The organism is Nitrosomonas sp. (genome assembly GCA_016703745.1).
Lineage (GTDB): Bacteria > Pseudomonadota > Gammaproteobacteria > Burkholderiales > Nitrosomonadaceae > Nitrosomonas.
Genome location: JADJBK010000006.1, coordinates 285,207 through 312,158, shown reverse-complemented (window position 1 = coordinate 312,158; position 26,952 = coordinate 285,207). Strand labels below are relative to the sequence as shown.

General features: G+C 48.4%; 29 protein-coding genes and 1 tRNA gene. 13 read left to right on the top strand and 17 right to left on the bottom strand.

Annotated features, from left to right (window positions below):
- Nucleotides 1-177 precede the first annotated feature (177 nt).
- From fliL to IPG31_02515, 9 genes are all read left to right on the top strand, one after another.
- The gene (fliL, locus tag IPG31_02555) at nucleotides 178-660 is read left to right on the top strand and encodes a flagellar basal body-associated protein FliL (protein ID MBK6617274.1); all 483 of its coding nucleotides are present in this window, start codon (nucleotides 178-180) and stop codon (nucleotides 658-660) included.
- Between the two features lie 11 nt (nucleotides 661-671).
- The gene (fliM, locus tag IPG31_02550) at nucleotides 672-1,664 is read left to right on the top strand and encodes a flagellar motor switch protein FliM (protein ID MBK6617273.1); all 993 of its coding nucleotides are present in this window, start codon (nucleotides 672-674) and stop codon (nucleotides 1,662-1,664) included.
- Between the two features lie 20 nt (nucleotides 1,665-1,684).
- The gene (fliN, locus tag IPG31_02545) at nucleotides 1,685-2,191 is read left to right on the top strand and encodes a flagellar motor switch protein FliN (GenBank protein ID MBK6617272.1); all 507 of its coding nucleotides are present in this window, start codon (nucleotides 1,685-1,687) and stop codon (nucleotides 2,189-2,191) included.
- Between the two features lie 6 nt (nucleotides 2,192-2,197).
- Nucleotides 2,198-2,641, top strand: coding sequence for a flagellar biosynthetic protein FliO (fliO, locus tag IPG31_02540; GenBank protein MBK6617271.1), 444 nt, complete (start codon nucleotides 2,198-2,200; stop codon nucleotides 2,639-2,641).
- A gap of 46 nt (nucleotides 2,642-2,687) precedes the next feature.
- Nucleotides 2,688-3,440, top strand: coding sequence for a flagellar type III secretion system pore protein FliP (fliP, locus tag IPG31_02535; GenBank protein MBK6617270.1), 753 nt, complete (start codon nucleotides 2,688-2,690; stop codon nucleotides 3,438-3,440).
- A gap of 12 nt (nucleotides 3,441-3,452) precedes the next feature.
- Nucleotides 3,453-3,725 carry a flagellar biosynthesis protein FliQ gene (fliQ, locus tag IPG31_02530; GenBank protein MBK6617269.1) on the top strand — a complete coding sequence of 91 codons (273 nt, stop codon included), beginning with the start codon at nucleotides 3,453-3,455 and terminating at the stop codon, nucleotides 3,723-3,725.
- Nucleotides 3,726-3,743: 18 nt separating this feature from the next.
- On the top strand, nucleotides 3,744-4,541 hold the full coding sequence (gene fliR, locus IPG31_02525; GenBank protein ID MBK6617268.1) for a flagellar biosynthetic protein FliR: 798 nt from the start codon (nucleotides 3,744-3,746) through the stop codon (nucleotides 4,539-4,541).
- 97 nt (nucleotides 4,542-4,638) lie between these two features.
- Nucleotides 4,639-5,619, top strand: a complete 981-nt coding sequence (locus IPG31_02520; protein ID MBK6617267.1) for an IS5 family transposase — start codon at nucleotides 4,639-4,641, stop codon at nucleotides 5,617-5,619.
- A 264-nt stretch (nucleotides 5,620-5,883) separates the two neighbouring features.
- Nucleotides 5,884-7,866, top strand: coding sequence for a hypothetical protein (locus IPG31_02515; protein ID MBK6617266.1), 1,983 nt, complete (start codon nucleotides 5,884-5,886; stop codon nucleotides 7,864-7,866).
- Between the two features lie 139 nt (nucleotides 7,867-8,005).
- Here IPG31_02515 and IPG31_02510 read toward each other — a convergent pair whose 3' ends face one another.
- Nucleotides 8,006-9,796, bottom strand: a complete 1,791-nt coding sequence (locus IPG31_02510; GenBank protein MBK6617265.1) for an ATP-binding cassette domain-containing protein — start codon at nucleotides 9,794-9,796, stop codon at nucleotides 8,006-8,008.
- 62 nt (nucleotides 9,797-9,858) lie between these two features.
- Here IPG31_02510 and IPG31_02505 point away from each other — a divergent pair, with 62 nt between their 5' ends.
- Both IPG31_02505 and IPG31_02500 read left to right on the top strand, forming a co-directional pair.
- On the top strand, nucleotides 9,859-10,359 hold the full coding sequence (locus tag IPG31_02505; protein MBK6617264.1) for a low molecular weight phosphotyrosine protein phosphatase: 501 nt from the start codon (nucleotides 9,859-9,861) through the stop codon (nucleotides 10,357-10,359).
- A 176-nt stretch (nucleotides 10,360-10,535) separates the two neighbouring features.
- Entirely contained in the window at nucleotides 10,536-13,964 is a 3,429-nt protein-coding gene (locus IPG31_02500; protein ID MBK6617263.1) for a UvrD-helicase domain-containing protein, read from the top strand.
- Between the two features lie 74 nt (nucleotides 13,965-14,038).
- Here IPG31_02500 and IPG31_02495 read toward each other — a convergent pair whose 3' ends face one another.
- The 3 genes from IPG31_02495 to IPG31_02485 form a co-directional block, all read right to left on the bottom strand.
- Nucleotides 14,039-14,677 (bottom strand): DsbA family protein, encoded by a 639-nt coding sequence (locus IPG31_02495; GenBank protein ID MBK6617262.1) that lies wholly within the window; start codon nucleotides 14,675-14,677, stop codon nucleotides 14,039-14,041.
- A 76-nt stretch (nucleotides 14,678-14,753) separates the two neighbouring features.
- Complete coding sequence (locus IPG31_02490; GenBank protein MBK6617261.1) at nucleotides 14,754-14,909, bottom strand: hypothetical protein; 156 nt, start codon at nucleotides 14,907-14,909, stop codon at nucleotides 14,754-14,756.
- 264 nt (nucleotides 14,910-15,173) lie between these two features.
- Nucleotides 15,174-15,250 (bottom strand) — tRNA-Met (locus IPG31_02485).
- 143 nt (nucleotides 15,251-15,393) lie between these two features.
- On the opposite strand from IPG31_02485, the gene IPG31_02480 reads away from it, so the two are divergent.
- Nucleotides 15,394-15,624 (top strand): hypothetical protein, encoded by a 231-nt coding sequence (locus IPG31_02480; protein ID MBK6617260.1) that lies wholly within the window; start codon nucleotides 15,394-15,396, stop codon nucleotides 15,622-15,624.
- A 96-nt stretch (nucleotides 15,625-15,720) separates the two neighbouring features.
- Here IPG31_02480 and IPG31_02475 read toward each other — a convergent pair whose 3' ends face one another.
- The 9 genes from IPG31_02475 to IPG31_02435 all read right to left on the bottom strand — a co-directional run bounded on the left by IPG31_02475 (nucleotide 15,721) and on the right by IPG31_02435 (nucleotide 20,764).
- Nucleotides 15,721-16,290 (bottom strand): GNAT family N-acetyltransferase, encoded by a 570-nt coding sequence (locus IPG31_02475; protein MBK6617259.1) that lies wholly within the window; start codon nucleotides 16,288-16,290, stop codon nucleotides 15,721-15,723.
- Between the two features lie 216 nt (nucleotides 16,291-16,506).
- Complete coding sequence (locus tag IPG31_02470) at nucleotides 16,507-16,743, bottom strand: hypothetical protein (protein ID MBK6617258.1); 237 nt, start codon at nucleotides 16,741-16,743, stop codon at nucleotides 16,507-16,509.
- Between the two features lie 170 nt (nucleotides 16,744-16,913).
- Nucleotides 16,914-17,762 carry a DUF3883 domain-containing protein gene (locus tag IPG31_02465; GenBank protein MBK6617257.1) on the bottom strand — a complete coding sequence of 283 codons (849 nt, stop codon included), beginning with the start codon at nucleotides 17,760-17,762 and terminating at the stop codon, nucleotides 16,914-16,916.
- Nucleotides 17,763-17,828: 66 nt separating this feature from the next.
- Nucleotides 17,829-18,053: a CopG family transcriptional regulator gene (locus IPG31_02460; protein ID MBK6617256.1), complete on the bottom strand. Its 225-nt coding sequence runs from the start codon at nucleotides 18,051-18,053 to the stop codon at nucleotides 17,829-17,831.
- On the bottom strand, nucleotides 18,043-18,306 hold the full coding sequence (locus IPG31_02455; protein MBK6617255.1) for a BrnT family toxin: 264 nt from the start codon (nucleotides 18,304-18,306) through the stop codon (nucleotides 18,043-18,045). Before IPG31_02455 ends, IPG31_02460 begins: the two co-directional genes overlap by 11 nt.
- A 105-nt stretch (nucleotides 18,307-18,411) precedes the next feature.
- On the bottom strand, nucleotides 18,412-18,726 hold the full coding sequence (locus tag IPG31_02450) for a type II toxin-antitoxin system RelE/ParE family toxin (protein ID MBK6617254.1): 315 nt from the start codon (nucleotides 18,724-18,726) through the stop codon (nucleotides 18,412-18,414).
- Nucleotides 18,711-18,899: a hypothetical protein gene (locus IPG31_02445; GenBank protein MBK6617253.1), complete on the bottom strand. Its 189-nt coding sequence runs from the start codon at nucleotides 18,897-18,899 to the stop codon at nucleotides 18,711-18,713. The genes IPG31_02450 and IPG31_02445 overlap by 16 nt, the downstream gene beginning before the upstream one ends.
- A gap of 138 nt (nucleotides 18,900-19,037) precedes the next feature.
- Nucleotides 19,038-19,502, bottom strand: a complete 465-nt coding sequence (locus IPG31_02440) for a putative molybdenum carrier protein (protein ID MBK6617252.1) — start codon at nucleotides 19,500-19,502, stop codon at nucleotides 19,038-19,040.
- A gap of 647 nt (nucleotides 19,503-20,149) precedes the next feature.
- Nucleotides 20,150-20,764, bottom strand: coding sequence for a hypothetical protein (locus IPG31_02435; protein ID MBK6617251.1), 615 nt, complete (start codon nucleotides 20,762-20,764; stop codon nucleotides 20,150-20,152).
- 527 nt (nucleotides 20,765-21,291) lie between these two features.
- Between IPG31_02435 and IPG31_02430 the strand changes: the two genes are divergently transcribed.
- Nucleotides 21,292-22,914 carry a porin gene (locus IPG31_02430; protein ID MBK6617250.1) on the top strand — a complete coding sequence of 541 codons (1,623 nt, stop codon included), beginning with the start codon at nucleotides 21,292-21,294 and terminating at the stop codon, nucleotides 22,912-22,914.
- A 375-nt stretch (nucleotides 22,915-23,289) separates the two neighbouring features.
- Here the strand turns inward: IPG31_02430 and IPG31_02425 are convergent, their stop codons facing one another.
- The 4 genes from IPG31_02425 to IPG31_02410 all read right to left on the bottom strand — a co-directional run bounded on the left by IPG31_02425 (nucleotide 23,290) and on the right by IPG31_02410 (nucleotide 26,745).
- The gene (locus IPG31_02425) at nucleotides 23,290-23,787 is read right to left on the bottom strand and encodes a Smr/MutS family protein (protein MBK6617249.1); all 498 of its coding nucleotides are present in this window, start codon (nucleotides 23,785-23,787) and stop codon (nucleotides 23,290-23,292) included.
- 114 nt (nucleotides 23,788-23,901) lie between these two features.
- Nucleotides 23,902-24,855: a thioredoxin-disulfide reductase gene (gene trxB, locus IPG31_02420; protein MBK6617248.1), complete on the bottom strand. Its 954-nt coding sequence runs from the start codon at nucleotides 24,853-24,855 to the stop codon at nucleotides 23,902-23,904.
- 30 nt (nucleotides 24,856-24,885) lie between these two features.
- Nucleotides 24,886-25,551, bottom strand: a complete 666-nt coding sequence (locus IPG31_02415; GenBank protein ID MBK6617247.1) for a protocatechuate 3,4-dioxygenase — start codon at nucleotides 25,549-25,551, stop codon at nucleotides 24,886-24,888.
- A gap of 216 nt (nucleotides 25,552-25,767) precedes the next feature.
- Nucleotides 25,768-26,745 carry an alpha/beta hydrolase gene (locus tag IPG31_02410; GenBank protein MBK6617246.1) on the bottom strand — a complete coding sequence of 326 codons (978 nt, stop codon included), beginning with the start codon at nucleotides 26,743-26,745 and terminating at the stop codon, nucleotides 25,768-25,770.
- Nucleotides 26,746-26,952 lie beyond the last annotated feature (207 nt).

Sequence of the window (26,952 nt, the reverse complement as noted above, 5' to 3'; positions counted from 1 at the left end):
TTTATAAATTTAATCATATCAATATTATTTCTTTATTATCAATGTGTTATGCATTATCTCACAACACAATTTTTTCAGCGCCATGAAATGGCCACAGATTAGGCGATTATTTGTAAATTAGAAGCCGCGAGGCGCGCAGCATAATGCCGCTCTATCGTTAACACGTGAGGAGTGAGCATGAGTGAAGCAGCAATCGCAGCACCCAACGCAGAGGGAAAAAAGAAACCATTTCTCATCATATTGATTGCATTACTTGCTGTCGGCGCCGGAGTGGGTGGCACCTGGTTCTATATGAATAGCCAGCAGACTGGCGAGGAAGGGGCTGCACCCGTCAAGAAACTCCCTACCAAATTTATTAAGCTCGAAACCTTCACAGTCAACCTCCAGTCCGAGGATGACGATCCCCGCTATCTTCAGGTGGAACTGGTGATCAAAGTGAATGAAACCGGGGTTGTCGACGTGATCACCAACAAGACGCCGGAAATCCGCAACCAGATTTTGCTACTGCTCTCCAGCAAAAAAGCAACTGAAATTTCCTCACTGGAAGGCAAACAGCAGCTCAGTCAGGATATCTCAGAGGCTATCAAGCAAAAAATTGAACCTGAGGCACTACAGGCGGATGTTCTGGATTTGCTATTTACCTCATTCATCATTCAGTAACCGCACATATCATGGCAGAGAATTTTCTCACCCAGGATGAAGTCGATGCTTTGTTGAATCACGACAGCATCAACCAAAATGGGCATAACGCCAACGCAAGCGACAACCCAAGGGATGCCGCAGGTGTCCGTCCCTACAACATGGCAACGCAGGAACGCATCGTGCGCGGCCGCATGCCCACGTTTGAAATCATTAACGCGCGCTTTAGCAGGTTTCTGCAAATGGGACTTTATAACCTGCTGCGCCGACCCGTTGATATTTCTACGGGACCGGTCAAAACTGTTAAATATGCCGAGTTTATTCGCTCCCTGGTTGTTCCCACCAATCTCAACATGATCACCATGAAACCATTACGTGGCAATGCCCTGATGGTGTTCGACCCTGATCTGATTTTTCTGATCGTTGACAATCTGTTTGGTGGTGATGGCCGCTTCCATACCCGGGTCGAGGGGCGGGAGTTTACCCTGACCGAGCAACGTATCATTCAGCGGCTGCTGGAAGTGGTTTTTGAAGAATACGAAAAAGCCTGGAAAATGGTTCATCCGGTCAAATTTGAATTCGTGCGCTCGGAGATGAATCCACAGTTTGCCAGTGTTGCCACGCCTACTGAAATAGTGGTTACCACCACTTTTGAGTTGGATATCGGCGGTAATCGTGGTGAATTCCATATCTGTATTCCCTACACCACGCTGGAGCCAATTCGCGAACAGCTCAACAGCAGCCTGCAAGGTGACCACCTTGAAGTAGATAAAAACTGGATCAAATCCTTGACCAAACGCGTTCAAGGCGCTGAAGTGGAATTGATTGCCCACCTGGGAAAAACCAATGTCACCTTTCACCAGATTCTAAATATGCAGAAGGGCGATGTCGTATCACTCGACATTCCCAATACGGTTAGCGCAATGGTCGATGGCGTGCCGGTAATGGAATGCCATTACGGCATTCTCAATGGGCACTATGCTCTCAAGGTAAAAACTATTCGCACCCAGGCTGACAATGACTGAATCACACCCAGGAGAACTAAATGAATGAAGCCATCCTAACTGAACCACAAGTTGCAGATGATGAGTGGGCGCAAGCCATGGAAGAACAAAATGCAGGCACCATGGAATCATCGGATACAACGCACCAATTATCCGGCGAATCCGAAACAAACACTTCGACCGTTACCGATGCCGGACAGTCAAGATCAGCGAGCAACGAAGAGTTAACCCGTTCTTCGGCCGTTTTTGAGCAATTTTCCAGTCACGGTGTTCTCAACGACACTCGCAACGATATCGATATGATTCTGGATATCCCGGTTCAACTGACCGTCGAACTGGGGCGAACCAAAATCGCGATAAAGAATTTGCTGCAACTGGCGCAGGGTTCCGTGGTGGAGCTGGATGGCATGGCTGGAGAGCCGATGGATGTGCTGGTAAATGGCTGCCTCATAGCACAGGGTGAAGTTGTCGTCGTCAACGAAAAATTCGGTATCCGCCTGACCGATATCATCACGCCCAGCGAGCGTATCCGTAAACTCAACCGCTAACATCCCATGTTTTATATCCGCTTGTTACCCATGGTGATAGTGCTGTTCTCGCCACTATCACGAGCCGAATCCTCACCAGCCCAGGGCTTTACACCGCCACCGCCCGTCATCTCGACGGAAAGCATGCTACAGCTGTTTATGGGTTTGCTGATCGTACTCGCACTGATTGGACTGCTCGCATGGTTATTTAAAAAATTTGGCGTTTATTCAACCAATCAATCTGGTTTGATCAAAATTATCGCATCAGCAAATGTGGGTCAAAAGGAGCGCATTGTGCTGACAGAAATTAACGATACCTGGCTAATACTGGGCGTTGCGCCAGGTCAGGTCAATCTGCTGCATTGCATCAATAAATCAGAAATCATCACTCCACCCTCGCTCGATGATGAGACAAAAGAAAGTTTCCCGGAAAAATTACGCGCGAATCTGCGACAACAACATGCCCAATAACCCCTCCGTTTCAAAACGAACAGGCAAGCCTGCTGGCATACTTCATATGCACTGGCATAACATTATAAGAGTCTTTATTCTGCTGGGAGCCGGGTTGGCATTGCCGTCGTGGGCGCAACAAGTCGGCCTGCCTGCCATTGCCAGCACACCCGGACCAGATGGCGCCACCACTTATACCCTCAGCCTGCAAACACTGCTGCTGCTGACTTCATTGACATTTTTACCTGCGATGGTATTGATGATGTCCAGTTTTACCCGGATCATTATTGTCCTGTCACTGCTGCGGCAGGCGCTCGGCACACAGGGCTCCCCACCCAATCAGGTTCTGATCGGACTGGCTTTATTCCTTTCATTTTTTGTGATGTCTCCGGTCATCGATCGCATTTATGCCGAGGCCTATCTGCCTTTTTCCGAGGACAAAATCAATATTATGGAAGCGGTTGATCAGGCAAGCGACCCTCTCAGGACTTTTATGCTGCGTCAGACGCGGGAAACTGATCTTGCCTTATTCGCCAGAATTTCGGGCCATGAAGACATTGAAACGCCTGAACAGGTGCCAATGAAAATCCTGGTACCAGCCTATGTCACCAGTGAACTGAAAACGGCCTTCCAGATCGGATTTGTCGTGTTTATTCCTTTCTTGATTATAGACATGGTAGTTGCCAGCATTCTGATGGCCATGGGGATGATGATGCTCTCGCCGATGATCATCTCGTTACCGTTCAAACTGATGTTATTTGTACTCGCGGATGGCTGGCATCTGCTGATCGGCTCCTTAACACAAAGTTTTTATGTTTAATAAGGTGATTCAATGAGTCCCGAACATGCAATGAACATTGGCCGCCAGGCTCTGGAAATCACTTTGCTGGTTTCCGCCCCCACTCTGCTAGTCGCGCTGGCTACGGGTCTGATCGTCAGTATTTTTCAGGCGGCCACACAAATTAATGAAATGACGTTATCTTTCATTCCAAAATTACTCGCCATGTTTGCTGCTCTGATATTTGCCGGACCATGGATGCTACAGTTAATGTTGGATTACATCGGCAGGCTTTACGCTACTATCCCGTGGATTGCCGCCGGTTAAGCCGGATCACGACTGATCATGCTCAGCATCACCACGGCAGAGCTGAATGGCTGGATAGCAAGCCTGCTATGGCCATTAACTCGAATACTGGCCTTGATCGCCAGTGCACCGCTACTGGGTAGCAAGAGTATCCCCATCCAGGTCAAACTGGGATTGGCCATCCTACTGGCCATACTAATCGCCCCCACGCTCCCCCCCTTTCCCCAGATTGATCCTGGCTCAGGTGCCGGATTCATCATCATCCTGCAGCAAATCGTCATTGGATTAGCCATGGGGCTGACCATGCGCATCGTTTTCAGTGCGGTTGATGCAGCGGGTGAAATTATCGGCTTGCAAATGGGGTTAGGATTTGCAACCTTTTTTGATCCACAACAATCCGGTCAAATGCAATTAATCAGTCGTTTCTTCGGCCTGTTCGCCACGCTTGTCTTTCTAGCTATTGATGGGCATTTGCAGTTAATTGCCTTACTTGCACAAAGTTTTATCATCCTGCCGATTGGCATAACGGGTATTCCTTCCCCGACATTTGTCACGTTCGCCAACTGGGGGGGGGAGATTTTCATGATGGGATTACGTCTGGCATTACCCGTTCTGACTGCGTTGCTAACAACCAATTTAGCGTTGGGCGTCCTCACACGCGCCGCGCCACAGCTAAATATATTTGCAGTTGGTTTTCCTTTGACGCTTTCCATCGGCCTATTGATGACGTCATTGGTCCTGCCCTATTTCACCCCCGTTCTCAATCAGATGTTCTCGGATGGATTTGCCATGATTGGCACATTAATTGGCGCAGATACGCCTGCAGAATCCCCCTGACATTATTATCCTTAGGAACCTCTGATTAATTCCCCGCAAGTAATATAATTCTGCATCAAACTTTTTCGAGAAGCTCTTCATGAAACCTTACCAACAGATGAGTTTTGCTGATGCCGAATACGCCAATAAGGGCAAAGTCACGCGCCGCGAGAAGTTTCTCGATCAACTTGATGGATTATTGCCTTGGCAGGCTATGATTGATGTTATTGAACCACACTATGCGCCAGGCAATGGGCGTGGCCGCAAACCATTTGCCTTGGAATTGATGCTGCGCGCGCATGTTGCGCAAATTATCTACAACTATTCCGATCCGGGCATGGAAGATGCGCTGTATGAGATTGAATCACTGCGCCGTTTTTGCGGCATTCGTCTGGAAGCCGTGCCGGATGAAAGCACCATTTTGCAATTTCGGCATTTACTGGAAAAACACGGGTTAATGGATCAGATCTTCCAGGTCATCAACCAAACGCTGGGTGAGCGTGGGTTGTTCTTGAAAGCCGGCACCATCGTCGATGCCAGCCTGATTGCCGCGCCGACTTCAACCAAAAATAAGAGCCGGTCGCGTGATCCAGAAATGCATTCCAGCAAAAAGGGCAATCAATGGTTTTTCGGCAGCAAGTTTCATATCGGCGTCGATCATGAAACCGGGTTGGTGCATACGCTCAAAGTAACCTCGGGGCATGTCAGCGACGTTGCCGAAGCCGCCGCCCTGCTGCATGGCGAGGAACAGTTTGTTCATGGCGATGCCGGATATCAGGGGCTGGATAAACGCCCGGAGATGCCGGCGGAAAGCCCTCCAGCCTGCGTGATCGCGATGCGTCCGGGCAAACTGGCCAGGCTCACGAAAGACGATTCCGGGGCGGCTCAACTACTGCGCGGTGCCGCCCGTGAGCTGGCGAAACGCCGCGCCAAAGTCGAACACGTGTTTCGGGATATCAAAATCCGCTTTGGGTATGCTAAAAATCGCTATCGCGGCCTGGCCAAAAATGCGGCCCGTTTGACCTTCCTGACAGCCATTGCCAACGTCATCCGTGGTGATGCTTATGAACGTCGATGTCTTGTTGCGTCTGAAATTTGAAAACAAGCCAGTAAATGAGCTTGTTTCCAGAGAGGAACGGCTGTTTTCATAAAAATCAGCGTCACTATTTGAAGTAGTGGTCAGTTTTTGAGTGACTGCCGTTCAGAATGTTTGTTTTTCAGAGGTTCCCTTAGTGAAAATTGGGCGGATTTAACCCGTTTCTTCATTCGATTATCACGAATACTTTCACGGTACATTAGCCATCATTCGAGCAATCAACTACCAGAATTCCATACATTCATCCATCGGAGCAATGTAAATACCATGACATTCAAATCCCGTTTCAAATCAATATTGAACATCTCGCCTTCGGCGGAGGAAGAAAACCAGCAATCCAACGTCATTGCTTTCAATACCGGCAAAACCGTATCTTCTCCGGAGCAATTGCTCGAACCGGATTCAACCATGAATACCGAATATGATTTTCTGGAGCATGATCTCGATGACCAGCGCTTTGGTGAAGATCTGGCCATTCAAGAAGCCAAGCATCGTATTGAAACAGAAGCGAGGGCACGCGTCACTGCTGAGGCGCGTGCCAGGGTTGAGGCAAGCGCCCGGCTGGCTGCAGAAGCGCGAATCAAAGCTGAAACAGCGGCAACTGACGAAGCCAGGGCGCGGGCACGTGCTGAAGCCCTAGCTGCCAGAGATGCTCAGGCACGCCAGCTGCTGGAAGCGAAGTTGCGCCAGACAATCGAAAATGGCATGCAGGCTGAAAAGGAAATTGTTGCCAACTTGCGTGCTAAGGTTGAAGCCGAAACGTTGACAGCTGAGAAAGCAATTCAGCGTGCGCAGGAAGAAGCCAAAGCGCTGGAACAGGCGCGTGCCAGAGAACTTGCTGAAGAACAGGCAGTGGAAGCCGCCATCACCAGAAGAAAACTTGACGAAGAAGCCCATGCCGCTGCACTGTGCGCAAATGAAGCAGAAGCCCGGGCCAACGCTCTGGCGCACGCAAAAATTGAAGCATCGGAAAAATTGATCGCATTGGCGGCTTCCCGATCTGCCGCCGAGCAACAGGCGTTGACAGAAATCCAGCAGCGAGAAGCAGCTGAAACCATACTGGAAGCTCATGCACGCGAACGCCTGAATACTGAAATACTCGCCAGGGAGGCCGAAGAGCAAAAACTGGCTGCAGAGATGCGAGCTACCGAAGAGGCAAAAATTCGTCAGAATCTTGATGTAGCCGCAAAACAAGCCGCTGAACAAAGAATACTGGCGGAATCCGAATCAGCCGCAGCTACCAGGGAAAGAATCAGCGCCGAGAATGAAGCCAGAGCCGTTGCAGAAAAATTAATCCAAACTGAAAAAATAGCGGCACAAACGATTGCCGAGCGTACTCTCGCAGACAAACAGTTATTATTAGCAACCGAATCACGTCTGGCAGCAGAAGAATCCGCCAAAGCAGCGGCTGAAGCACAAATAGAGGCAGAGCAACAAGAGATCGCGATACAGAATGCCAAAACCATTGCAGCCAAAGCCGCAACAGATGCCGTTCGAGAAAGAATCAAGGTACAACAGGATGCCATCAAACAGGCACGCGCCAGAGCAATCATTGAAGCAACGGTCAAACAAACTGCCGAAAATAAGATCGCCGCTGAAAAACAGGCCATGGCTCTGGCTGAAGAACGCACACACATTGACAAACTGGTTGAAAAAGCAGCTCAGGATCTGGCTGAAACCGAAGGTAGAAAACTGGAAAATGCCAGAAAAAAACTGGCTGCTATCCAGCAAGCCAGGATTGCACGAGCCGCCCGCCAGGAAATGGAGCGAAAAATGGCTGATCTGTCCGCATCCATTACCCAGAATCAGATTACCGCAACCACTAAGGCTGAGGCCAAACTGAGCGCTTTAGAAAAAATTGCCCATGCCGCTTCCCACCGGGCAAAAGCCGAAGCATCCGCCCTGGCAGCAATACAGGCCAGGATAGAAAGAGATGCCCTGGCTGTTGAGCGTGCCATTGAACGTGAAACCATCGAGACCATGTCGATGCAAACCACTTTGGCACGCATTCAAGCGGATGATGCGGCTATCACACTTGCCAGCAAAAGAATTCAAGCTGAAATTTCTGAAACGACAGCCATTCATAGTCGCCTTGAGGACTCATCAAACGAACCGGATAATGATCAGAACTGGGGTGACACTACACCTGGCAAGACAAAGGTCGCCGAATCCGTGGATGACCTCCAGGAACACAGCATGCCAACTGTTCGGAATGAACCAGCAGAAGAAAACCTGCCTGCCTATGCCTAAAACAGGCTCCTGGATTTTCAATGGCCAATCAGTAAGAGAATCCAGGACACACCTGACGGCATAACCAATTGCCACCTACCGAACCTGGTCAGTTTCTTGTCGATGCACCGCCTGACCTGGAACCGGTACGGATCTGTTATTACCGTGGCGGATAAGTTGGCTGCAGCAGCCAGTCCGCATTCTGAAACTGCAACGCGGCAAGCCGGGCATATAATTCACTGGAAGCAAGCAGTTCCTGATGCGTGCCCAGCGCCAACAGGCGGCCCTGGTTGATAAGCGCTATTCGATCAGCAGAGATAACGGTACTCAGGCGATGGGCAATCACAATCGAAGTACGATCAACGCGCAGTCTCGTCAGCGCTTGTTGGACGGCGTACTCGCTTTCGGCATCGAGCGCGCTGGTGGCCTCATCGAGCAGTAAAATCGGCGCATCCGCCAGAATAGCGCGGGCAATCGCAAGACGCTGTTTCTGACCACCCGACAAGCCCAGTCCGGCATCTCCCAGAGCAGTTTGATATCCTTGCGGAAGTGTCAGGATAAAATCGTGGGCAAATGCAGCCTTTGCAGCCCTTTCAATTTCGTTATCAGTCGCATCAAAACGTGCATAACGCAGATTTTCCACTACCGTGCCGTGGAACAGCGCGGGATGTTGCGAAACCAACGCAAAACTGCGACGTAATTGACCGGGTTCCAGCTGGCGGATGTCGATTCCTTCGAGCAAGATGTGACCTGATTGAATATCATAGAAACGCAACAGCAGATCGAACAGCGTCGATTTTCCCGCACCCGAAGGCCCAACCAGCGCGAGCGTTTCTCCTGGCCGCACCACTAGCGACAGGTGGTCAATAGCAAGCGTCTCCGGCCGCGAGGAATAAGCAAAGCAGACCTGTTCAAACTGAATATTGCCCTGAACCGGTGGCAGAGCAACGGGCTGTGATGGCGTTTGAATGTCATTGGGAGCATGCAACAGCTCGATGGTACGCTCGGCAGCGCCCGCCGCACGCTGCAGTTCACCCAGCACTTCCGAAATCGAGCCAACCGCAGAACCGGCAATGATGCTGTAGAACACAAAGGCTGCAAGCTCGCCACCCGTGATTCTACCGGCAATGATATCCATGCCGCCCACCCACAGCATCATGCCAATTGCACCAAATACCAGCACGATCACCATGGCGATCAACCAGGCGCGCTGTTTAGTACGCTGCCGCGCAAGCATGAAAGCCTCTTCGACATAACCATCGAAATAAGACCGATCCACATTCTGGTGGTTATAGGCCTGCACGGTTTTGATCTGCCCGAGCACTTCACCGACATAAGCACCGACTGCGGCTACCTTGTCCTGGCTTTGCCGCGACAATGCGCGCACCCGCCGCCCAAAAATCAGAATGGGTACGATTGCCATGGGTATCCCAAGCATCGCGATCAGCGTCAGTTTAACGTTGGTAATAAACAGCCAGATAAAGCTACCAATCAACATAATCAAACTGCGCAACGCCACCGAAATTGAAGAACCCACTACCGACTGTAACAGCGTCATATCTGCCGTCAGGCGCGACTGAATTTCCAGGCTACGGTTGGCTTCAAAGAATCCTGGATGTAAATCGATCAGATGAAAAAATACCTTGCGGCGGATGTCGGCAACTACGCGCTCTCCAAGCCAGGTCACCCAGTAATAACGGGTAAAGGTGCCGGCTGCCAGCAAAACTACCAATAGCAGAAACAGCAATACATATTGCGACAGCAGTTCCGGTGATTGTGCGGCAAACCCCTGATCGATCAGCAACCGTATCCCCTGCCCGATCGAAAGGGTAATACCAGCAGTCAGCATCAGCGCCAGCAAGCCAATGAACAAGGCTGCCCTGTAGGGCGCAACAAAGGAAGCAATTACGCGAATAGCGTGCCAGCGATTTTTGACATTCAGCAAATTCATGGCATCGGCGCTATAATCACGCGCTGATCAGTAACGAACCACGCAACATACTGCATACCCAAATGGATCATCATAACGAACCCGAAATCAATGTATTGTTTGTGTGCATGGGCAATATCTGCCGCTCTCCAACAGCAGATGCCGTTTTTAGACATCATGTCCGCGCCGCTGGCCTGAGCCACCTTATCCAGGTTGATTCAGCGGGTACGCATGCTTACCACAATGGTGAACCACCTGACCGGCGGGCGCAACAGGCGGCACTGAAGCGCGGCTACAGTATGCAGGGTTTGCGAGCCAGATGTGTCGAGATTTCAGACTTTTCCCGGTTCGATTATATTCTGGCCATGGATCGTAATAATCTAAGCGACATGCAGCGCGACTGCCCGCCGGATCACCTGAACAAACTCAGTCTGCTGCTGCAATACAGCACACACTGGGAAACCTGCCAGGAAGTGCCCGACCCTTATTATGGCGGCAAACAGGGGTTCGAGATTGTGCTGGATCTGGTGGAAAATGCAAGCGAGATGCTGTTGAAGCATATTGTTGACAGAACCAGGAAATAATCCACCCGGATTCAACCGATATCCATGCTTCTCTGCATAGATATTCCTTTCAAAATCAGCCACCATATAAAATAGACTCCATCGCTGCAATAGCTTATAAAACGGAAATCGAGTGGAATTATCCGCCGTGCGTTATGCTGCTCTACAAATGAATCCCTTCATTTCTTCCAAAATCCATGCAAACCACCATCAGCGATCACCCACAACGCTTGCAAGCGCTTGATCCACTGCATTCTTTCATCGTACAGGCACCAGCAGGCTCTGGGAAGACCGGTTTACTAACGCAACGTTTTCTGGTGCTGCTTGCCCGGGTCGATGAACCAGAAGAAATCATTGCCATCACCTTCACACGCAAGGCGGCAGCTGAAATGCGGCATCGTATTCTGCAAGCGCTGCACGATGCGACTGAAGAATTACCGGCAGAAGGCGATTTTGCGCAACAAACCCGTCAGCTCGCTCGTGATGCACTGGTGCGCGACCAAGTACGTGGCTGGAAATTGCTTGATAACCCTGCCCGACTGCGTATTCAAACGATCGATTCACTGTGTGCGTGGCTGATCGGGCAAATGCCGGTAATTTCAGGGAAAGGCGTACTGTCAGCTGTCACCAAAAATGCGGATAAATTGTATCTTGAAGCCGCACACCTGACCCTGGTATCTCTGGAAGAAGACAGTGAATGGTCGCCAGCCGTTGCCCACCTCATCCAGCATCTGGATAATCGTCTGGATCGCCTGCAGCGTCTGATCGCTGATATGCTGGCACATCGCGACCAGTGGTTGCGCCATGTCGTGGGAAGTGCCGATGCAAACAAAATCCGCAATCATCTGGAACAGGCACTGGCAAGACGGATAACCCGTGTGCTGCATACGTTAATCCATGCGGCTCCGATTGATCAACAGCTTGAGATCGTCGAACTGGCATGCTTTGCTGCAGCTCAGCTGCAGGATGAATCAGACAAAAGCAGCATCAGTCGCTGCGCTATGCTCTCCCAATGGCCAGGTAGCAAATTATGTGACCGGCCGGTGTGGGAAAGCATTGCGGAGCTGTTATTGACACAAAATAACGAGTGGCGCAAAAAAGTTGATATCAGACAAGGTTTTCCCTCTCCAGGGTCAACAAAAAATCAAGAGCTGAAGGAACGATACACACAGACCAAGCAGCGCATGCAGGCATTACTGGCCGATCTGCAGCAAAATGAATTATTTCGTCAATCTCTCACGCAGCTGAGATCTTTACCACCGGCACAATATGAGGAAGAAGCGTGGGAAACCCTCCAGGCTTTATTCACTTTGCTGAAGCTGACAACCGCCAATCTGGCGCTGGTATTTCAACAGACTGGTGCGGTCGATTTCTGTGAAATCACATTGGCGGCGATTCATGCGCTGGGAACAGCAGAAGAACCGACCGATCTGGCGCTGGCACTTGATTACCGCATCAGCCATTTGCTTGTGGATGAATTTCAGGATACCTCGTTCAACCAGGCGCAACTGCTGCACGGATTAACTGCGGGCTGGCAGGCAGGAGATGGCAGAACACTTTTTCTGGTAGGTGACCCGATGCAATCCATTTACCGTTTTCGACAGGCGGAAGTAGGATTGTTTCTCGATATCTGCAAACGTGGTTACTTCGATCAGATCCCGATGCACTTTTTGCGTCTGACTGTCAATTTCCGTTCACAAGCAGGCGTTGTGAACTGGATTAACCAGCATTTCTTGAGTATATTTCCAGCGAAAAATGAAATTACAACCGGTGCGGTCACTTATGCCGCTGCAACGGCCTTTCATCCAGAAGCAGCTAGAGAAGCAGTCAACGTATTTGCCGGCCTGCAAAAAAATGATCAGGCAGAAGCAGCAGACATCGTCAGCATCATTCAACAGATCCGGCAAGAATCTCCTCAGGACAAAATCGCAATACTGGTACGTAATCGCTCGCATCTACCTGTGATCATCGTCAGCCTGCACCAGGCCAAGCTACGCTTTCAGGCAGTTGAAATCGAAAAGCTTGCGCGTCGCCCAATTATTCAGGATTTAACCGTACTAACCCGTGCACTGCTACATGCCGCCGATCGAATTGCCTGGCTTGCGCTGCTGCGTGCGCCCTTTTGCGGTTTTTCACTTGGCGATCTGCACTCGCTGGCGCATACCGACCAGGCCATGACCATCGTGGATTGCCTGTCTACATCAGTGGCAATGGCTCATTTGAGTGAAGATGGGCAGCAACGATACAAAAGAGTGCAGCCGGTGCTGGTAGAGGCTTTATCTCTGAGTGGCCGGGTTTCACTGCGAACGATCGTTGAAAGCGTGTGGCTGCAACTGGGCGGACCAGCATGCGTTACTGACAACACCGATCTGGCAAATGCCGAAGCCTACTTTGAATTGCTGCAGAAACTGGAAGAAACCGGGATGTATCCGGACGAACAAACCCTGGATGATGCACTTGCGCAATTGTTTGCATCTCCCGACACCACGGCAGATGACAGCCTGCAGATTATGACCATACACAAAGCCAAGGGACTTGAATTCGATACAGTCATCCTGCCGGGGCTGGGCAAATCTGCACGGTCCAATCGGGAAAAGCTGCTCAACTGGATGGAATTTCCAGACGAATCAGGAACAGCGGATCTGGTATGTGCACCAATCAGCCCGCCGGGTAATGAAAAAAACCCTATCTCTGCGTATCTGATGGCGATCGAACAGGAAAAATCGTCACTGGAGAGCGCACGATTGCTATATGTTGCGGCAACGCGTGCCAAGAAACATTTGTATTTACTTGGACAAATTGCATTGAATACCGGCCAATCAAAAGAAAGCGCTCCCTCACCACCCGCCAATACGCTACTGGCAAAATTATGGCCGGCAGTAGAAAAATATTTTTTGATGCAATCAGGTGATAACAGTAATGACGTATCTCAACCCAATCAGTTTGCTATCTCATCGCAATCATCTGAACCAGCCAGCCGTATCCGTTTAGTCGCCGACTGGCAAACGCCGCCACCCGAAGCGCCACCCCTCCCCACCCCCAGAATACAGAAACTGCCAGTATTTGAGCCCATCGATTTCAGTTGGGCAGGCGAAACCGTCCGGCTGATTGGCGTGACCCTGCATCGTCTGCTGCAACATATAGGGCAGATTGGGATAGAAAGATTTGATCAGCATAATCTGGAGACACTAGCGCAACGAGCACCCAGTATGCTGCGACAATTGGGCATCGCCCCACAGCAGCTCGAAACCGCCTCCCGACAAATCAAAACTGCACTTGAAAATATGTGCGCGGATGCGCGCGGTCGCTGGATCCTGAGTAAACAGCATACACAAGCTCACTGTGAGTGGGCGTTATCGGCAGCAACTCATGACAAGAATACGAAAACCACGCTTATCATTCTGGATCGCACTTTTATTGATGCAACCGGAATACGCTGGATCATCGACTACAAAACTGGTGCCCATACTGGAGGCAATATAGACAAGTTTCTCGATCAGGAACAGCAACGTTATGCACCTCAACTCACGCGTTACGCCGCCATATTACAAACAATGGAAAACCGGCCCATTCACCTTGGCCTCTATTTCCCGCTACTCGGCGCATGGCGTGAGTGGAAGTATTAGTCGCCACTCCATTCCCTGCCCCCACCTTGTGCGCTTCCCCATTCGTGATGGCGTATGCGCAGTCCATTCCAGTTTTACCCATTTGATTCCCGGATAACCCTGTTTATTTCATCCAGCATGGTTTGGGAATTGACATAATCTGCTTTAATCGGAAATATGCTCCCATTATGCAGGAGTCGTAAAGCTGGAAAAGAATGGGCGCCAAGTCTTCGCGCCAATTGAATTTCATGCTGCAGGGCCTGCATGATTCCCGAGCTATTTAAATCCTCATTAAAAACCTTCCCATCCAGCCCAATTTTACCGGCACATTGTTCCAGGATAGTGGGTAGTGAAGGATTCTGAGCATCCCGGTAATACGCCTGCTGTATGGCGTGTAACATGGATAACATAGCCTCCTTTCGTTGCTTTCTTGCTGCGAGGATGGCGCGACAGGCCGGGTAGGTTGAGCGGATCGGTTGATTTTGTGACCAGAAACTCCAGTTGAACTGAATACCTGAAACAGTCTGTTCAATTTGGCGCCATGCTTGCTGAATATGTTTTTGGATATCCAGCGACATCGGCTCAGACGTATCCGGCGCCAATCCTCCGAGCACATAAATAACCTCAATATTTTCTGGCAATGCCAGATTTAACGCAGCCCAGCTACAACTGAATGCATAGCACCAGCTACACATCGGGTCATAAATGTAATACAACGTGGTAACTGGCTGAATATGCGTACTCACGAGAAAAATATATGCGGATGCCCCGCTATCTGATCAGCAATAAATCGACATGTATGCCGTATAGTTACTTCCCATCACTGCTTTCCAGCAGCTTTTCCCGCTCAGCCTTATATTTCTGATACGACATCGATTTCTCAGCCGGTTTTTGCTCTAATGAGGGATGAACAATCGCTTCTCTTGCCTTCAATCCTTCATAGACGTTGCCCAAGTAACGATCCATATGAACGCACCCGGCAAAAAATCCCAGACTGGAACATAAAACAGTGATTATTACCCTACGCATAACACCAACCCGATTCAGAGAAAAATAAGCTATCCGGAATTGAGAACAGTTACTTGAAATCAACAGAAGCAGATAAGAATATTTCACTGCATATTCTATTGCTTGATTTACCTGATCTATACCTTGCAAATACTTGTACTAAGCGATTGTGCAACAGAATTATTATTGCGACAGAGAATGAGAGGAAATATTGCGTTTTGTTGGTTGCGGGGGCAGGATTTGAACCTGCGACCTTCGGGTTATGAGCCCGACGAGCTGCCAGACTGCTCCACCCCGCGTCTGAGCCTGACAGTATACAGAACTTAATATACTTCAGTCAATTATTAGCCTCTTCCAGTCAGAAAAATCAGGTTTAAGAAGGCTTAAAAAGACTGAAAAACAGAAACAAAATGAGGTATTAGCTTTATTATTTTTATTGCAAATGACAGAGAAACCGATAGCGTCAACTGTTATGCAGGATTTGCTATCAAGTCTTTCCGGAAATAGCGGCAGAGGTTATCCAACGATACGTTATTGCCGATTTCGTAACCTTGATCATGTCTTGACCGATAAAAAAGCCACCTCAGCCGCGCCACTTTTTGACATCGGCTGGAGCGCTTTGTTGAACGAAGCCACTATCGCAGAGAAACACCCCCTCAGCAGCCAGTTTTAATAAGATAAGTGTATTTAGCAAACTATCACCGTAATTTTAATTTACAGGCTCTAGTATTGAAGCTGATTTTTAGGCAGGACGATCTGTTCAAAATTCTTAACCAACAATTCTAGCCATCATCCACTCATTAACCGCCCGCCCATCCACCCGATAAGCATCCAGCTTAACTCCTTCCCGGATAAAACCAAATTGCTGATATAGCCCAATTGCAGCGAGATTAGCCTCGGCAACTGTCAGTTCGATGCGCTCAATGTCGCGACTGCTGGCCCATTCCAGCGCAGCCTGCATTAATCTCCGGCCTATGCCACGGCGTTGATGGCTGGCACTGACACCGATCATGAGACTACCGCAATGGGCATTGCGCTGGTAGATACCCTGGCTGATTGCCACAAAGCCCACCAGTTGCTCAAGGTTGCATGAGACAAAAATTTGCTGCGAAGGAGATTGAATGATCTGGGCAGTGCGAGATGCCTGGGTTGCAGCACCAGCACGATATTCGCTGGCGGTTAGCAGGGTGTAGTCTGATTCCTCTGCCAGCTGTGCCAGCAGCGCGGAAAACTGCTCGGAATCCTGCTGGCGTATTTCACGGATTTGTATATTTCTGGGCGTACGCCTTACTCCTTGCATCGGTGTAACAGTTTGATCATCAATTAAACGGAGAATCATCCGGAATTCACAAAATTTGCGTCAGATTAGCAGCAAAAAGATTGGCTTTGGATTTTTCTTTACTATTTACTTACGTGAGAAAAATTCAAGCGGAATGGTCAGTTTAATCGGAAGCGCGCAATTACGGTGCAATTACGCAATTACGGTGACAGTTTACTAAATACACTAACTATGCTATGTTGGCAATGTTGCATAATCGGTATATTTAGTAAACTGTCACCGTAACCGCGATATGCCAAAACTTAGGAGCACAGATCTGTTTGCTTTTTTGCCAAGTAAACCAACTTTGAATACATTGTTAGCTAAATGCACCATAGCGGTGATCGCGATTGCTATTTCGATAGGCAAGAAAATTGCAACAACGGGCATAAGCAATGTACCAAGACCAAACCCAGAGAATAAAGTCAAGCCCGAGGTAAACAACGCGGCAATTGAAACAACCAAAATTTCCACAATTCCACCAAGAGTGTTTGACTGTTCGATACAAAGGCCTAACAATTACCAATTACGCCAATTACGGTGACACAATTACGGTGACAGTTTACTAAACATGCTGATTATGCAACATTGCTGGCATGGCATAGTTAGTGTATTCGGTAAACTGTCACCGTAATTCCTAGATTTCACGCCGGCCTCGCTATGAACTCAGACGGTTCAAGTATGCACCGATCCTCTACATGCCCATGCAAGGCGAATAGGCGCGGGGATTCTCGAAACTTGAACAAGCGGTACAAGTAGTACCTTGATGCGTTGTTTCTGGAGAACCGGAGTTCATTCGGCTTAACGAAGAATGGCGTGTTCTTTCCGTACTTTGTGGTCTTGGCCTCGATGAACCGATCGGTGCCGTTTTCCTCGAAGGATTTAATGTCGAAGCCTGCGGCTGGACCTACTGTTGCCGATACTTGCTCGATGCGCTCGGCAAGTGAGTCCTTCCCTGCACGAATGAGGCGAGCACGCTCAAAATTGATGACGAACTGCTCACCGGCTTCGCCGAGGGATTGGTTCCGAGCTTCGCGCTCTAGGTAGTTGACCCCGCCAGGATTGTAGATGGCTCGGGGCTCGGCAACGACTGGAGTTTTTCGATCTTCTGGTGCAGGTGGCTCATCCCAAGCCGACAGAAAATCTTCCACGCTTGGAATTGCTGGGGTTGCCTCCGAGTCCGCGGCAAATAGTTGCTGTAACTCAGGATTGCTCTTGAGGTAATCAGTGACCGCTGCAGGAAGAAGTGACCGTTGGTAGTTGAACCGTGGCTTGTAACCGTCGATGTACGGTATGCCCATCTCGATCAGCACGGCACTGATGTTCTGGTGCTTCAGCTCCACAGAACCATTGGAGCGATTATTCAATTGCTCCATCAGGGCGCGGCGGTGCTCGGTCTTGTTGTATTTCTGGGCCGTCAGTTCAAGACGAAGCATGCGGAAATAGTCCGCAACTGCTGCTTCGACTTCGGAATCTGACCAGTGGTTCGCCATGGCACCCGTGAAATCTAACGTTTGAGTTAAGGGGCTGGCGTTAGCCAGTCCCGCTTGAATGATGGGTTAGGGAACTTTTTCAAGACGCTCAGCAAGCCACACCTTAATGACGGATTGCCTGGTAACACCAAGCTTTCCAGCTTCTCGGTCCAAGGACTCAACCATCCAAGTTGGAAAGTCAACATTCACGCGTTTTTGCGCTTGCAAAACGCGCTTCGCTTTTGAAATGTCTAATGAAGACGTAATATCAATATCCTCGTCAAATTGCTTTTCAAAATTTTTAGCCTTCATATAATGCCACCTCCTCGGTGCGTGAGCGACGAACAGAAATAAGTCGAATATTTTTACCTCTGTAAGTGATAACCGCCGACCAATGTCTTGTGTTGATCAGTCCTATAATCAGAAATCTCGGCTCATCTTCAGTTTTAGCGGGAATTTCCAGTAACATTGGATCATTCCAAAGTTGCTGTGCATCAACAAAGTTGATGTCATGCTTCAAAAGATTAGCCTGACTTTTAGTTTCGTCAAATTCAAATGCAATCATGGTATACAAAATATACCTTTATTACACTAAAATCAAGAGTTAAATGAGGAGCCCTAACGCCGCCCATCAGCCACGCCGCTTTTTGGCGTCGGTTGGATGGGCTTGTTATGTGCTGGCTTCCAATCGTTCCGCGATATTCTCAAGCAGTCTTTTCCCATGTATCACTGCCACAATCAGAATTCTCACGGATTCAACCCGATACACTAATCGATAGCTGTAAATGAATCGCTCTCGAACGCGCTCATCACCGATCTCTGGAACTATGCGGCCTATCAAAGGGAACTCGCCGATGCTCCGAGAAACCGATAATATTTCTGTGACAACTGCCCGAGCGTAAAACTCAGAATCCCGCGCTATATATTCGGCAATGGCTTCCAGATCCTCGATTGCCTCTGGCGACCACCTTATTTCGAGGTCCATTTACCGAGTTTCCTTTCGACCTCATTCTGGCTAAGCGCCCCTTCCTTCTTGGCACGTTCGATCCCCCTGTGGATTTTCTTCACCACGTATAGGTGATACTGGACATCTTCCAATGAACAATCGTCAGGGAGTTTATCCAGAAGCACTTTTACCTCTTCTTTAGCAGTACTCATAATTCATCACCTCCATTGTTGAGCACATAACGCCGGAGTTAAGCCGCAGACCGTAGCGGAGCAATTGGTTGTGCAATAATGCGCAAAGCGCATGCACAGCCAATTGTGTAGCATAGGGCTGTCGGCTTGAACGACTTGTTATGTTGATTTTGAAATTACCAGTTTTATGGTTTTTTTCACAAATTCATAAATAGCAGGACAACCGCTTTGCCGTGGACCTGCCGCATTGAGAACTTTTATTGTGTGATCATTTACAAATAGCAGCGTTCTATTTGCTGCAATATCGACGTTTACAATATCAATATCAATAAGTTTGTAAGGCTTACCTGCCTTGATACAGAAAGCTACCGTTTGTTCAGTACCGCCCCGAAGATAGCAGTCATAAAAAATTACCGTACCATCGGAATCCTCTACATTTTTCTTGGTACGTGCCCTATATCCGCCACCAATTTCAGTGAGCGAATAACAGGGATCAATTGGGCCGTCCTCGGCCATACGGCCAACTGGACAGCTACCACCAATTGGAAACACACTTTCAAGGGCAGCATCAAGAGCGGCCCTATCCGCTCCCGTCTGACCGCCACTAATTATCTTTTCGAGCATATTTCGATCAAATCAACATAACGTAATATAGAAAACATTCTCATAGCCCAGCAATGCCGCCTATATCCACAAGCATTGAATTACGGTGACAGAATTACGGTGACGGTTTACCAAATACACTAACTATGCCATGCTGGCAATGTTGCATAATCGGTATATTTAGTAAACTGTCACCGTAACTCCAATCAAAATCGCTTCCTGTATGGCCTGGATATGTACGTGCACCATCACGAAAAATGTGGTCAATTATGCCGTGATTTGATTTTGGGTCAGGAGTGTCACTCAGCGCATCTCTAATAGTTCTCCAAGGTAATAAGTCAGGCTCAAACATGCCATATTTATCTCTAAGGAACCTCTGAAAAACAAACATTCTGAACGGCAGTCACTCAAAAACTGACCACTACTTCAAATAGTGACGCTGATTTTTATGAAAACAGCCGTTTCTCTCTGGAAACAAGCCCATTTACTGGCTTGTTTTCAAATTTCAGACGCAACAAGGCGTCGACGTTCATAAGCGTCACCACGGATGACGTTGGCAATGGAATTACGGTGAGAATTACGGTGACAGTTTACCAAATACACTAACTATGCCATGCTGGCAATGTTGCATAATCGGTATATTTAGTAAACTGTCACCGTAACCCATGTTAGGCGATTTTCTGCTTTGTGCTCTCATATTGCTCCACTCGCCTTCGATACGTTGCCATTGCCATTAGCAACATACAAGCCGCCGCAATAACCGCAGGAAACAAAACTGTTGTTACCGAGTGAGTCTCAAGCGCCCCAATGACGATGAGATTGCGGGCGGCGAACAGAGCGAAGAACAGCAAAGACTCGGAATGCGGGAAACTATAGACCTTCCTGGCCGTTGGCCCAAACCCAAGGACATCGACGGTGGTAAGAATGACAATAGCCCACAATGGGTCAGACGTGAGGTACCAAAGCGGCAAAGAAGACAGTGCCGAGGCGAAAAACAACCAATCTGTTTTTGTGATTGTAATGTCAGCACGCTTTACGTAAGCCAAAAATGCAACAAACAGCGTGATGACACCCGAAACCCCGATGGGCCAAGCACCTACCCCGCCTTTACCTTCGAGCTGTGCAAGAAAAACCACGAAGGTTGTTGTGCCCCAAATGAACCAGGAAAAAACGTGGGGCTTGGTTGTACCGTGAATTATTGTACGGATATAGGGTACGAATGCTGCAAATGTGAGAGCAATAGCAAAGGCGCTCAAGATTTCTTTGTACGGCATGGTTCCCATGATTTTATTCGCCTAACGTAATATAGAAAACATTCTCATAGGCCAGCAATGCTGCCTATATCCACAAGTATTGTCAAGCAACATAAACTCATTACTATTTTCATGAGACTACGGTGACAGTTTACTAAATTATTTATACCCCCCAAGATTGGTGATCTAGCTCGGCTTGCAGCATACGCTCTGCCAGTGCTCTTTTGAGTTGCCCAAACAATCCTGCGTCGCAGGACATGGATTGTGGATCTGATGGATTTACCCCTTCAAACAGTTTAGACGGCTTATTCGCCGCTGACCCACGGATCGGCCTTGGTAAGACATGGCTATTTTGAGACGGCGGGTATCGTATGTATTCTGGCTTTTTTCAAATGCTTTTTTACAATATCGCTGAGATGCTCATCTTTCCGCCCCCTAAGCGAAGGAACCCGTTAGTGGAAACCACTTTAAGCAGAGCCAATATTACATTTAATAAAACTGTAACATTTGGACGGTATAAGAAGCCTATTCTTTTAATCAAAGGAACAAAAGAGATTATGCGAATTTTTATACGTGTCTTGGCAATTACTTTTCTAGCCTTTACGGGTGTGGTCTTCAATACTTATGCGCTTGATTTATACGTGGATACGGAAACCAAGCAAATATTCTCAGAACCCGGCCCTGGTCGGGTTCATATGGGTACATTTGAAAAATCCGGGAAAGCAACGGTTAACACGGCAGAACCTTCCTCACAAACCGAATCATCAGAGCTAGCCAGCCAGGTTTCGGTACTCGAAGAACGAGTCAATGAAGTTGAAAAAATACATGGTCATTTTGATGAACGTGGCCTGCACTGGGCGACCAAAGATGGAAATTTCTCAATGTCGATCAATGGACGCATTCAGCCAGCTTCTCAATACAATTTCATCAATGACGTCAGTCCGGCTTTCGGAAACAATCTGCCGAATGAATTGAATAGCGGCATGAATATCCGTCGCGCTCGTCTTGGTGCAGAAGGAACCTTTTTTAAAATATGGGACTATAAATTCGAGTTCGATTTTAGCCGGGGCAATGGTACGGTCGGATCTGGCATTACTGATGCCTTTGTTCGGTTAAATCATACTGATGCGCTATCTTATAAAATTGGTTCATTCAAAGAACCATTCAGCCTGGAAGAAGCAGCCAGTAATCGCTTCATTACCTTCATTGAACGCCATATGTCGGTCAATTCGTTTGTTGATAACCCGAATACATATAGAACAGGTATCGGCATCAACTATGCAGTTCAGCGGTGGCAAACAGGATTGGCCTTTCAAACAGAGCCTATTGGTGGCTGGTCAGCTGCTTCCACCTCGGTGAACGCCAATGGTAACCAGAGTCGTAATAACGGTTCAGGCGATAGCGGATGGGAAGGTATCGGCCGTATCAGTGGCAGACCCTGGATGATCGATGATACAAAATTCATGCATATCGGCGTCTCCGCAGGTCACACTAACGTCAATACCCAATACCGGGCTGACGGCACAATGGTGGGCGAAGGTTCAAATGGCGGGGGGGGCGGAATGACATTTACTGCTTTTCCGGGAACCAACGTAGATCGAACCAACATACTGAATACCGGGAATTTAAGTACCGGCGCACGAGGTGATCCCAATCGCCGCCAAATTACCAGCTATGATCGCTTTGGTGCTGAAGGTTGGTTTGTTTATGGTCCATTCTCTGCGCAGGCTGAATACTTACGCACAAACATAAATGGCGTCGGCTACAGCGGAGAACATTTAACTGGCTTCTACGGTTTTGTGAGTTACTTTCTCACTGGCGAATCCAAAACCTACCATGTCAAGAACGGCGCAGCAAACCGGATCAAACCCAGTCGCCCTTTTCAATGGAATGGTGGAGGATTGGGTGCATGGGAAGTTGCCTTTGGCTATGACTATATCGATTTAAATTCGGGGGTAATCAAGGGTGGCAAAGCCGATATGGTCAGATTTGGCTTAAACTGGTATCCGCATTCAAACATAAAAATTCAGAGCAACATTGTTCATGTGTTAAACATCAACACTGCAGCAACCCCGACTGCAAACGGCAATGGCTTTGCAGGTGGTGCTGGTGCGCGTACCAACGGCTTTAATGACGCCAACATCACTTCGTTCCTGACTCAGGTTACAGTTGATTTTTAAAGCTGAGCTGGATTTACGGTGATTTACGGTGACAGTTTACTAAACACACTTGTTTCACGACCAGCCCGTAAGGCGGAACGCAATCCGGTTCCGCTGATTAACTCGTAGGCCGGATTGGAGCAACAGCGGAAACTCGGCAATCTCCGCAAATGCGCAGTTTATCAAACCAGCCTACAATTCCAAATAAACCTAACGAGTAAGATCGGGTCATACTAGCCACGACCCCGAGGCGGCCATGCCACCATCGATAACTGCTGGTGGCACTGGTTCTGCCCTTCTTGAGTTCCAGCGCATAAACCGTCTGCTGTGTTTGCTGGGTCAGATCAAGCTGAAATGCCTGAATCGCCGTTTACACAAAATCCAGGACACCCTCAGTTAATGTTTCTTCAGCAGCACTTCCAGTGCGCCGCTTCCACCATTTTCCAGTCTCGCCTGGCAAAAGGCGAGCACTGACTCATGTTGCGTAAGCCAGTTACCAGTCAGTTTTTTTAGTACGGGTTCTTTGTCCGTGGAACTGAGCCCCTTTCCATGAATAACACGTACACAACGACAACCTTGTTGAACGCTGTCCATCAGAAAAACAGCCAGGGTGCGACGAGCTGCTTCGCGCGTCAACCCATGCAAATCCAGTTGAGCCTGAACAGGCCAGTCACCGCGACGCAGCTTGCGTAACGTCTGCCGCTGCAAACCAGGCCGGATGAATGATCCATCATCCTTTTCTGCTGTTTCTACTGTTAGATGATCGGAAAAAATATCCGGTATAGCAACCATACCAACCGCCCTGCTCCTGCGTTTTTTAATTACTGAATGCAGAGTAGCGGGTGTTATCCGGTCAATTTTTTCCTTTTTCCTTAACGGCTTGACATCGTGCATGGCCTCACGAAAAAGGGTTTGCTCTATCTGAGCATCGTCTTTTTTCTTATTTTCCAGAGATGGTTCGTCATCATCCACGTTTCTCAGAACCAGACAGTAAAATCAAGGCAGGTCTCAAACCAATCCCTCCAGATATTTTTCCGCATCCAGCGCCGCCATACAACCACTTCCGGCACTGGTTACCGCCTGACGGTAGATATGGTCCTGCACGTCTCCGGCGGCAAATACTCCGGGGATGCTGGTTGCAGTCAGGTTACCCTCTCTTCCGCCAAAGGTAACAACATAACCACTTTCCATTTCCAGCTGCCCCTGGAAAATATCGGTATTGGGATGATGCCCAATCGCGATGAACACGCCCTGCAAAGCAAGTTCCCGTTCAGAATTCGTCTGTGTATGCTGCAGCCGGACACCGGTGACGCCGCTGTCATCCCCTAAAATTTCTGCCAGCACGTGATTGAGCGCCAGCTCGATCTTGCCGCTATCGACTTTTTCCATCAATTTGTCGATCATGATCTTTTCCGAACGGAATTTATCGCGTCGATGTACCAGCGTTACCTTACGTGCGATATTGGAAAGATACAACGCTTCTTCCACGGCGGTATTGCCACCGCCAATAACCGCTACATCCTGCCCCTTATAAAAAAAACCATCACAGGTAGCACAGGCAGAAACTCCTCTGCCCATGAATGTTTCTTCTGAAGGCAAACCCAGATACTTCGCAGAAGCGCCTGTTGCAATGATCAAAGCGTCACAGGTGTATACTGCCTGATCGCCAATCAGGCGAATCGGTTTCTCCTGTAAGTGCGCAGTATGGATATGATCAAACACAATTTCAGACTGAAAACGCTCGGCGTGCTTCTGAAAACGCTCCATCAGCTCCGGCCCCTGCACACCCATCACATCAGCTGGCCAGTTATCGACATCAGTTGTTGTCATCAACTGCCCTCCTTGCGCCAGGCCAGTAATTATCACCGGCTTGAGATTGGCACGCGCAGCATAAATTGCCGCCGTATAGCCTGCTGGACCTGAACCTAAAATAAGTAATTTAATATGTTTTGTTGTTGTCATGATCCTCAGTTTCGTCATTAAAATTGGAAGTCACTCTCTATTTTCAAGCACGATAGTGTGTTCGTATTTTGTGGGCGCACCCGATAAAACCGTTTTGTGAGCAGTCATCAATGCCTGCTCTCCGGGACTCTTTACCCTCAATAATAGATCATCCGTATTGAGAGGATGATCTGGGAAATACATCTGCGTAATCAAGGTAGCGTGGCGCTTGTGAGTAATCTTGAAATGAATATGAGGTGGCCGCACCCACGATGACGACGCTGGATAAGCACCGGGAAGAACCGTTTTGAACACAAATGTGCCCAAGGTATCCGTTGATACCGCAGCAAAACCTTGAAAATCCAAATCAATCTTTGCTGGATTGGAATCTTTCGGATGCAGGTAACGCCCTGCCGCATTCGCCTGCCAGATTTCAACTCTTGCTCCTTCTATTGGCTGCCCTGCCACATCTAACACCCGCCCGGCGATCAAAATGTGATCCCCTTGCGCGACACCTGCACGCCCGGCTATATGGGTCAGATCGTAATCCTGATCACGCGGCAGCCTGACTGGATAAAACGGCCCCTCTACTTCTGCAGGTGTTACCTTAAAAGTTGAGTTCGCTACAGCCAGCCGCTTGAATGTCATGCCAATAAAACCGCCAAGCCCAACTAGTAATCCATTCTTGAGCAATCCTCTACGAGCATCATTCTTCATAGGAAATATCCTGAAATTGTTACCACCAGAAAACATTTCAATTGACCACCCAACTCAAACAGCAAATGGAAGCGATTTAATAATCACGGACGATCTTTGCACATTCCATCTCAAACGTAGTAAATGAAATTTACGATCATGTCATCCAGCAAATAATTAGACTATTTTTTTAAAATCCTCAGTTGGCAAACATACCGCTGTGCCAATCAGGCAAACTCACACGATTTTAAATTTATTGGCATGCTGCACATATTGCCGTGAAGCAATGTTTTCTGAGCTCTGACCCTGCAGGACGGCCACGATATCCTTGGCGACCTTGCTGTCATCCACATAGTAGGAGTGCTCGCTGACGCCTGTTACCACCCCACTCGTATCAACCAACACTATCTTGGCAGGTATCTCATGCGGTTTGCGTGGACCATCGTGCCCAAGGCGATCGGGATTGCCCTTGGTGTAGTCGCTCACCTTGAGCGCCATGTCTCCTTTGTTGAAATAAACGGTAATGCGTTGCGCAAGCTCGGGTAACTGCGCCAGTTTATGATCGAACTCAAACGTGTCATTATCTTCATCAGCGGCTGCAAGCACAATGTTGTCGAAAATACGTGACAAAGACTCGCCATTGGTAATTTTTTTTGCTTGCTGCAAGGCATGCCGCAACACATAGTTGCCCATGCTGTGAGCGATAAGATTAATTTTTTGCTGGCAGGCCTCTTTCTTTGGCGCATCCTGCAAAAATTGCGAGAGTTTCATCAAGCCACGGGCAAAGGCATAACCGGTAGCTTCGGCATCATGGCGATCATTCTTATAACTGGTAATTTTCCCATCTGAAGGCCAGGAAAATACAAAAATTTTGGGCTGATAATGGTTACCTGAAATCTTGAGATAACGATCACCCATTCTGGCACCAGCTTCAACAGCTTCTTTAAACGAAACATTGAAGCCATGAATATATACCAGCGTCTCCGTGCACTCTACTTTCATGTTTTTACGCAACTGGCCGAACAAAGCTTCCGATCCCTCTTTAGGATTATCCGGCAATACCTGGATCGATTTGGCATCCAGTTTGCCTTTCTTGATCTCGGCCTGCCCAAATCTCAGATCACCCAGCCCAGAGTCTGAAAAACCCGCACCAAAACCAGTTGGTGCCTGTACCACGTCAGGATTACGGTTAGTTGCAAAATAAATTGTTGACATAACTTTTTCTCCCCACTGAGAATCATCCCTTGAATATTCCTCGCTGAAGCGGGTCAGAATATTTGCAAAAGGTAGATTCTGGAAAAATCTGAAGGTTACAACCTAAAAAACGATTTTCATACCGCTGTGTTGCAGTTTCCCTAAAATCACATGATTCGTCAACAAAATGCATATCAAGTAAAATAGCCTTATGAAATTTACTCTCCG

Excerpts from the sequence above, each read along its gene's own strand:
- fliL (MBK6617274.1), top strand. The coding sequence starts at position 178 with ATGAGTGAAGCAGCAATCGCAGCACCCAACGCAGAGGGAAAAAAGAAA.
- fliM (MBK6617273.1), top strand. The coding sequence starts at position 672 with ATGGCAGAGAATTTTCTCACCCAGGATGAAGTCGATGCTTTGTTGAAT.
- fliN (MBK6617272.1), top strand. The coding sequence starts at position 1,685 with ATGAATGAAGCCATCCTAACTGAACCACAAGTTGCAGATGATGAGTGG.
- fliO (MBK6617271.1), top strand. The coding sequence starts at position 2,198 with ATGTTTTATATCCGCTTGTTACCCATGGTGATAGTGCTGTTCTCGCCA.
- fliP (MBK6617270.1), top strand. The coding sequence starts at position 2,688 with ATGCACTGGCATAACATTATAAGAGTCTTTATTCTGCTGGGAGCCGGG.
- fliQ (MBK6617269.1), top strand. The coding sequence starts at position 3,453 with ATGAGTCCCGAACATGCAATGAACATTGGCCGCCAGGCTCTGGAAATC.
- fliR (MBK6617268.1), top strand. The coding sequence starts at position 3,744 with ATGCTCAGCATCACCACGGCAGAGCTGAATGGCTGGATAGCAAGCCTG.
- IPG31_02520 (MBK6617267.1), top strand. The coding sequence starts at position 4,639 with ATGAGTTTTGCTGATGCCGAATACGCCAATAAGGGCAAAGTCACGCGC.
- IPG31_02515 (MBK6617266.1), top strand. The coding sequence starts at position 5,884 with ATGACATTCAAATCCCGTTTCAAATCAATATTGAACATCTCGCCTTCG.
- IPG31_02510 (MBK6617265.1), bottom strand. The coding sequence starts at position 9,796 with ATGAATTTGCTGAATGTCAAAAATCGCTGGCACGCTATTCGCGTAATT.
- IPG31_02505 (MBK6617264.1), top strand. The coding sequence starts at position 9,859 with ATGGATCATCATAACGAACCCGAAATCAATGTATTGTTTGTGTGCATG.
- IPG31_02500 (MBK6617263.1), top strand. The coding sequence starts at position 10,536 with ATGCAAACCACCATCAGCGATCACCCACAACGCTTGCAAGCGCTTGAT.
- IPG31_02490 (MBK6617261.1), bottom strand. The coding sequence starts at position 14,909 with ATGGATCGTTACTTGGGCAACGTCTATGAAGGATTGAAGGCAAGAGAA.
- IPG31_02480 (MBK6617260.1), top strand. The coding sequence starts at position 15,394 with ATGACAGAGAAACCGATAGCGTCAACTGTTATGCAGGATTTGCTATCA.
- IPG31_02475 (MBK6617259.1), bottom strand. The coding sequence starts at position 16,290 with ATGATTCTCCGTTTAATTGATGATCAAACTGTTACACCGATGCAAGGA.
- IPG31_02465 (MBK6617257.1), bottom strand. The coding sequence starts at position 17,762 with ATGGCGAACCACTGGTCAGATTCCGAAGTCGAAGCAGCAGTTGCGGAC.
- IPG31_02460 (MBK6617256.1), bottom strand. The coding sequence starts at position 18,053 with ATGAAGGCTAAAAATTTTGAAAAGCAATTTGACGAGGATATTGATATT.
- IPG31_02455 (MBK6617255.1), bottom strand. The coding sequence starts at position 18,306 with ATGATTGCATTTGAATTTGACGAAACTAAAAGTCAGGCTAATCTTTTG.
- IPG31_02450 (MBK6617254.1), bottom strand. The coding sequence starts at position 18,726 with ATGGACCTCGAAATAAGGTGGTCGCCAGAGGCAATCGAGGATCTGGAA.
- IPG31_02445 (MBK6617253.1), bottom strand. The coding sequence starts at position 18,899 with ATGAGTACTGCTAAAGAAGAGGTAAAAGTGCTTCTGGATAAACTCCCT.
- IPG31_02440 (MBK6617252.1), bottom strand. The coding sequence starts at position 19,502 with ATGCTCGAAAAGATAATTAGTGGCGGTCAGACGGGAGCGGATAGGGCC.
- IPG31_02435 (MBK6617251.1), bottom strand. The coding sequence starts at position 20,764 with ATGGGAACCATGCCGTACAAAGAAATCTTGAGCGCCTTTGCTATTGCT.
- IPG31_02430 (MBK6617250.1), top strand. The coding sequence starts at position 21,292 with ATGCGAATTTTTATACGTGTCTTGGCAATTACTTTTCTAGCCTTTACG.
- IPG31_02425 (MBK6617249.1), bottom strand. The coding sequence starts at position 23,787 with ATGCACGATGTCAAGCCGTTAAGGAAAAAGGAAAAAATTGACCGGATA.
- trxB (MBK6617248.1), bottom strand. The coding sequence starts at position 24,855 with ATGACAACAACAAAACATATTAAATTACTTATTTTAGGTTCAGGTCCA.
- IPG31_02415 (MBK6617247.1), bottom strand. The coding sequence starts at position 25,551 with ATGAAGAATGATGCTCGTAGAGGATTGCTCAAGAATGGATTACTAGTT.
- IPG31_02410 (MBK6617246.1), bottom strand. The coding sequence starts at position 26,745 with ATGTCAACAATTTATTTTGCAACTAACCGTAATCCTGACGTGGTACAG.